This window comes from Curtobacterium sp. 260 (genome assembly GCF_030803485.1).
GTDB lineage: Bacteria > Actinomycetota > Actinomycetes > Actinomycetales > Microbacteriaceae > Curtobacterium.
Genome location: NZ_JAURUY010000025.1, coordinates 1 through 5,747, shown reverse-complemented (window position 1 = coordinate 5,747; position 5,747 = coordinate 1). Strand labels below are relative to the sequence as shown.

6 protein-coding genes and 1 pseudogene are annotated in these 5,747 nt (G+C 65.4%); 4 read left to right on the top strand and 3 right to left on the bottom strand.

Annotated elements, in window-relative coordinates; translation table 11 throughout:
* Nucleotides 1-119 precede the first annotated feature (119 nt).
* Entirely contained in the window at nt 120-632 is a 513-nt protein-coding gene (locus J2X59_RS15860; RefSeq protein ID WP_326497314.1) for a GNAT family N-acetyltransferase, read from the bottom strand.
* Between the two features lie 455 nt (nt 633-1,087).
* On the opposite strand from J2X59_RS15860, the gene J2X59_RS15855 reads away from it, so the two are divergent.
* From J2X59_RS15855 to J2X59_RS15840, 4 genes are all read left to right on the top strand, one after another.
* Complete coding sequence (locus J2X59_RS15855; protein WP_326497313.1) at nt 1,088-2,284, top strand: hypothetical protein; 1,197 nt, start codon at nt 1,088-1,090, stop codon at nt 2,282-2,284.
* 17 nt (nt 2,285-2,301) lie between these two features.
* Nucleotides 2,302-3,249 carry an ABC transporter ATP-binding protein gene (locus J2X59_RS15850; RefSeq protein WP_326497315.1) on the top strand — a complete coding sequence of 316 codons (948 nt, stop codon included), beginning with the start codon at nt 2,302-2,304 and terminating at the stop codon, nt 3,247-3,249.
* On the top strand, nt 3,246-3,986 hold the full coding sequence (locus J2X59_RS15845; protein WP_326497312.1) for an ABC transporter permease: 741 nt from the start codon (nt 3,246-3,248) through the stop codon (nt 3,984-3,986). Before J2X59_RS15850 ends, J2X59_RS15845 begins: the two co-directional genes overlap by 4 nt.
* Before the next feature lie 83 nt (nt 3,987-4,069).
* Nucleotides 4,070-4,783: an ABC transporter permease gene (locus J2X59_RS15840; RefSeq protein ID WP_326497311.1), complete on the top strand. Its 714-nt coding sequence runs from the start codon at nt 4,070-4,072 to the stop codon at nt 4,781-4,783.
* Between the two features lie 40 nt (nt 4,784-4,823).
* On the opposite strand, the gene J2X59_RS15835 is transcribed toward J2X59_RS15840, so the two are convergent.
* Entirely contained in the window at nt 4,824-5,426 is a 603-nt protein-coding gene (locus tag J2X59_RS15835; protein ID WP_326497310.1) for an acetyltransferase, read from the bottom strand.
* Nucleotides 5,427-5,490: 64 nt separating this feature from the next.
* Nucleotides 5,491-5,747, bottom strand: a pseudogene (locus J2X59_RS15830) (DNA-3-methyladenine glycosylase 2 family protein); the annotation flags it as partial.

The following is a 5,747-nucleotide window of genomic DNA, read 5'->3' as shown; positions in this document are numbered from 1 at the left end:
TCGCCGAAGCGCCGGAGCAGGTACCGCCACGCGCGCCAGGCCTGTCGCGAGGTCACCTTCTGCTCCATGATCGCCGGCACGAGCATCGCCACGACCGTGTTCGTCCGGAGCAGCCGTTCCTACGGGCGTGGGTCCCCGAGGGGCGCGCTCATCTGCACCCGCCGCCCGTACCGATCGAGACCGTGCTGCGCCTCGACCTCGAGCAGCGACCGGTGGAAGGACGTGGCCGGCTCCTCCTCGAGGAAGCCGACCGTCGCGTAGAAGGGAGCGTTCCACGGCACGTCCGCGTAGGTGCGGAGGGAGATGCGTGCGTACCCACGCTCGCGGGCTCCGTCCTTCGCGGACTCCACGAGCGCTCGGCCGAGGCCCCGCCGCGACAGCAGCGGGTGGACCGACAGCTGTTCGAGATGGCAGACACCGTCCACCTCCAGGACGTGCGCGAACCCCGCGACCTCGCCGTCGGCCTCGGCGACGAGCAGGAAGCCGGGTTCTGCGAGCCGCGCACCGCCGTGTGGAGCCGGAGCCCAGACGTCGGCGCGGAGGCGGTCGACCAACAGCAGGTCGGCATCGTTCTCGATCCGCTCGACGGCCTCCGCGTCACTCGACCGAGCGGAGCGGATGAAGGTCGTCATGCGGCCAGCGTAGGAGGCCCGAGGCCGCACGGACGGCGGCGGGGAGGCACGTGGCGGCTCCGCCACCCCCCTCCCAGCCGCCGCCGGTGACGCCAGTGCCGCCCGGTGCTCGTCGTGGTGGTCCTCGTGGCCGGCGTGCCGGTGGCCGTCGTGCACGAAGCCTCCTTCGAGGACCAATGATGCACAGGACGAGATCGATGTGCCAGCCGGAGATCGAATCCACAAAGTGGGCGGAAGTGCGGACTTGACGCCTTCCATCAGGACCTATAAAGGCCAGATTTCATGTGATTGTCATCCTTGACAGGCATCGATTCCGCTCCTACGTTTTCTCCAACGAAGCCGAAAGGGGGGAACCATGAACATCGAGACCATCGTCCGCGAACTCCAGGACACCGCGGCAGTATTCAGCACCAGCCAGGTCGTCTGGCGCCACTGAAATCCAAAGCGGGTGCGGCGTGAGCCGCACCCGCTTCTCTTTCCCTGGAATAGTGATGATCCTCGAAACACCACTGACAGAACTGGCCGATGAACTCGCCTCTGCACCTGCGCATCTTGCCTTGCGAGAGCGTGCGACGATTGCCCGGTTGGCAAGAGTGCCGTTGACGCGGTCACACCGCGCGCCCAACCACGCAAGTGATCTCGGTCTACGGCGCAACGACGACCCCGCAGAATTCCTGCGAGATGCCGCCGCTGCTGTGGGTATCGACTCATCGCGTGCTTGTGCGTCGTACGATCCAAGCGCAGTCGCTGACGCGTGGATCGGAGACCAGATATCTGAAGCCGAGCTTGCGGGCCACATCGACGTGACCATCAACCTGGCTGGACTCTGGGACGCAGCCGGGCACATCGCCCGTGTACTCGTCGATGCGTCGAGGCTTCCGTCGCAGCCTCGGGCGCTCACCTACGTTGCAACCGCTCTCGCGGCCACTGGTGATGATCGAGCCGAAGTGATCTTCAAGACCTTGGCAGAGGGAACCACCGCCAGTGAAGCAGAATCAGCCATGGCAAGCGTGCGTCGCGCGGCATGGCTCACCAAACGCAGGGGGCAACACGAACGTGCCGCAGCTCTTCTGGTTGGACTTCGCGGAGACCTCGACAGGTACGCCGCTCAGCGTCGCATCGCGCCTGGTGATCGAGATGCACTCGCTGGAGTGACCTTCAACCTGGAAGCGTTGACCGCTGTGCGACGAGGACAGCATTCGCTCGCCGCGGAACTCCTGGACCAGGCGGTGCGGCTGTTGTCTGCGGGAGCCGTCGCCATGGTTGACGAGGATCAACGTCGACGGTACCTCGCGCAGGTACGCGTGAACGACGCGCAACTCACCGCGCAGGACCCCCACCGCTTGGAGGAAGCAAGCTCGAAGCTTGACGAGCACCTCGAATGGACTCGGGCACACCATCGGGAGTCCCTGTCAGAAGCTGTGGCCCTGTCCGGTTACCTCCACTACCGATGCGAACGCTGGAACAGCGCTGCGGAGCTGCTTCACGAAGCCGAGGGCTTGATCGCGGATGAGGGTGCGCCCAGTCGCCTCCTGAGTGTGCGGAAGAACCTCGTGGCGACCTTCGCCGGTGCTGGCAGTACGGCCGCTGCGGAAGACGTGATGGCGCGGATCTCCAAGGACCCGTCCGGCATGGACCCGCGGACCTCGTGACTCCAGCAACACTCGAGATGCGGGGCGTCCGGCGCGCCTTCCGAGCATCGGGCAAGGTTGTCGAGGCAGTCCGAGGGATTGATCTCACGATCAGTCGCGGCGAGGTCGTGGCCGTCCTCGGACCGAACGGAGCTGGAAAGACGACGACCGTGAAGATGGCGGCGACTCTGCTCGAACCCACAAGCGGAAGCGTCCGTGTTGCGGGCGTCGATGCCGTCCGACAACCGAGAGCGGCGCGACGACACCTGGGCCTCGTCCTCGGTGGCGACCGAGGGTTCTACATGCGGGCGACCGCCCTGCAGAACCTGCGTTTCTTCGGAGGACTCCAGGGCGTCAGCGGACCCAGAGCCCGTGCACGAACCGTTGCAGTCCTCGAGACAGTAGGTCTCTCCGGACGAGGAGACGATCGCGTCGAAACGTACTCGAGAGGCATGCGCCAGCGTCTGCACATCGCCCGCGCCCTCATGTCCGATCCCGAACTCCTGCTGCTCGACGAACCGTCGATCGGCCTCGACCCCGAGGGCGCGGAAGATCTTCGCAACATCATCCGCCGCCTAAGGACGAATGGTCATGCCGTCCTTCTGACTACTCATCACCTGCGGGACGCGGACGATCTTGCCGACCGGATCGACATAGTTGCGGGGGGTCAGATCGTCGCACGTGGAACTTCGGCTGACATAGCCGCGGCAGCAGGGATAGGCACCGTGACGTCGCTCACGGTGCAGTCAAGGACAGACCCGTCGCCGCTCTTCCGATCACTTGCCGGTGTCGCGCATGTGCACAGCGAAGATCGCCGAGGGCTGTGGTGGGTGGACATTCTCTGGGCACATCGAGCTCCGCTCGTCGATCAGACCGACCTCGATGCCCTTGCGGACATTCGATCGGTCATTTCCCGGCCCACGACCCTGGAAGAGTCCTACCTCGCCTTCCTCCGCAACAACGACGGTATCGCGAGTGACCGATGACCGCGGTCCTGCGGATCACACTCTTCCATTGCTTCGCGCTACTTCGGACCCCATTCTTCGTGCAGCAGGCGATTGCCGCCCCTGTCGTATTCGTCCTGTTCCGACTCATCGGGGCGCTCGGTGCTGGGGCACACGTGCCAGAGGACCTCTGGCTCCACGGCTCGGTTGCGGGACTCTGGGCGTCGACGACGACCGCGGTGGGGATCATCGGCTACCAACGCTTTCAAGGAACCCTCGAGCACATGGCGATGAGTGTGCTCCGACCCGGTGTCGTCTTCGGCGGCCTCTGCGCTTCGGCCGCCATGATCGGACTGATCGGCGTGCCGGTTGCGCTGGTGCTGCAACTCATACTGACGGGCGGCTTGAGAACAGAACCAGCTGCTGCTCTGACACTCCTGGGTGCCCTGCTCGCGTGCGTGAGCTCTGGGTGCGTACTTGCCGCGGTCTTCGTCGTGAGCCGAGCAGCCACCGTCTTCGAACCACTTCTGCTCACCCCCATCTGGCTACTGAGTGGCATCGTCATCCCGTTCTCGTCACTGCCAGGTTGGGTTCTCCCAGTCGCATCCATCCATCCGCTCCTCGGCGCGGTTGCCTCGTACCGGACAGACGGCACCACCGACTGGTTCTGGTTGGGTCAGTCGGCCGTCATGTCGCTCCTCTGGACAGGCGGCGCTGCAGCCCTGCTGGGTGCTGCCCTACGGAAAGCTCGTCGCGATGGTTCGTTGGCGCTCGCATGAGTAGCTTGCTTCCCGCTTTCAGGTCCGGCGCCGCCGTTGCCTGGGCGACATTGCCGGAGTCGACCAGTACTGCGGTGCGTCTGGTGCGCCTGGGCCTGATCCCGCTGTTGACTTCCCTCTTCTACCTTGCAATCGCCTCCGGCGCCGGGCTGCGGGCGCCGACGACCGGCGATGCCGTAGCAGCCGCTCTGGCAGTTGGATCAGTGACAGCCAGCGTCGCAGTCGCAACGCTGATGGCTGAAGATCGATTCGAAGGTACGACGGCATTCCTGTTCATTGCGCACACGAACAGGATCGCCTCTTGGGTCGGGCGGTTCGTCGTCGTGTCCGGCCTCGGAGTCTTCGTCGCCTGCATCGGGCTCGTGCCCAGCCTCCTCGTGGTCGGTGTACCGCAAACCGGTTCGACGTGGATCGCGATCCTCCTCACGGTCAGCGCAGTCGCTCCGACTGCCGTCGGCATCGGATTCCTGCTCGGGGCAGTCAGCCTGTTCCTTCGGGACAGCCTCGTGCTCGCGAACCTGTCCGAGTACCTGATTCCACTCCTTGCCGGAGTGGTGGCACCGATCGAGATCCTCTGGGACCCCGTCGCCGCCGTGGCAAGAGCGATCCCGCTCACAAGTCTCATCGCATCTGCGCGGATCGGGGTCACCGCAGAGGGCCTCGCGGGAGGCTTCTGGCTGAACTACTCCGGTGCACTCCTCATGGGACTGCTCTGGGCCGGTGCCGCAGCCGTCACTTGGCACGCATCCGAGAAGAGCGCCAGGAGAGGCGGGACAGTCGACACGCTTCTCTTCTGACCGTCCCGCGACGACCGGAACGAGTCATCGGCTCGCGCGCTCAAGCGGCGGGGTGATCGGGTTCGGCGAGTGTCACCCATTCCTCATCCCGCACGTACCCGAGGCGGGCGTTCGCACCGATGATCGCGGCATTGTCCGCAGACCCTCCGGTGCGGAACAGCAACGCACCTTCCCCGAGCAGCGCCAGGATCGAGTACGCCTTCACTGCTGCTCCGAGACCGGTACGGCGGAAGCCCGCCCGCACCACAGTGAAGTCGGTGTCGACCACACCGCCCTCGACCTCGACCTCGACGAACGTCATGGCAAGGAGGACCCCTTCCTTGTCCACAGCTCCGAATGCGCGTCGGCGATCCGTCGGCCGGGCTTCGTCAGCGGTCATCTGCTCGTGCTGCGTGGCGACGCTGCCCGGGTAGTCGTCAGCAGTGGCCTGATCGAGCTCGAGAATCATGTTCGCATCACCGGCATCGAGTTCCGTGAGCTGTACGGGGTCGCTGATCTTGCCGATCTGCTCCTGCAGGACAGTCTGATCCACGTCGGCAGCTTCGAGTCGCGCCCCGAAGGATCGCGCGATGACCACCCATCCCTCGCTCTCAAGCTCTCGGCGACGTGCATCTTCGGCTCGCATGACGACAACGTTCCCCATGCGGTCGATCCTGACACAGCAGAAGCAGGTGCATGAACAAGTGCCACTCATGGTCGAAACGGGCTCAGTGCCAGCGGTGGTCCTGGATCGTCATCCGCGGGCCGAACGTCGGCTTCCGGAAGCCCGAGCCCCCGATCAGTCGGACGATGCGCTCGCGGTGCCCGCGCCAGGGCTCGAGGAGCTCGAGCATCCCGTCGTCGTCGACGGGGCCGCCCGTCAGCGCCCACCCGACGAGGGCCGGCACGTGGTAGTCGCCCACGCTCGGTGAGTCCGGGTCCCCGTGCGCCCGCTGCGCCGTCTCGGCAGCGGTCCACTGTCCGA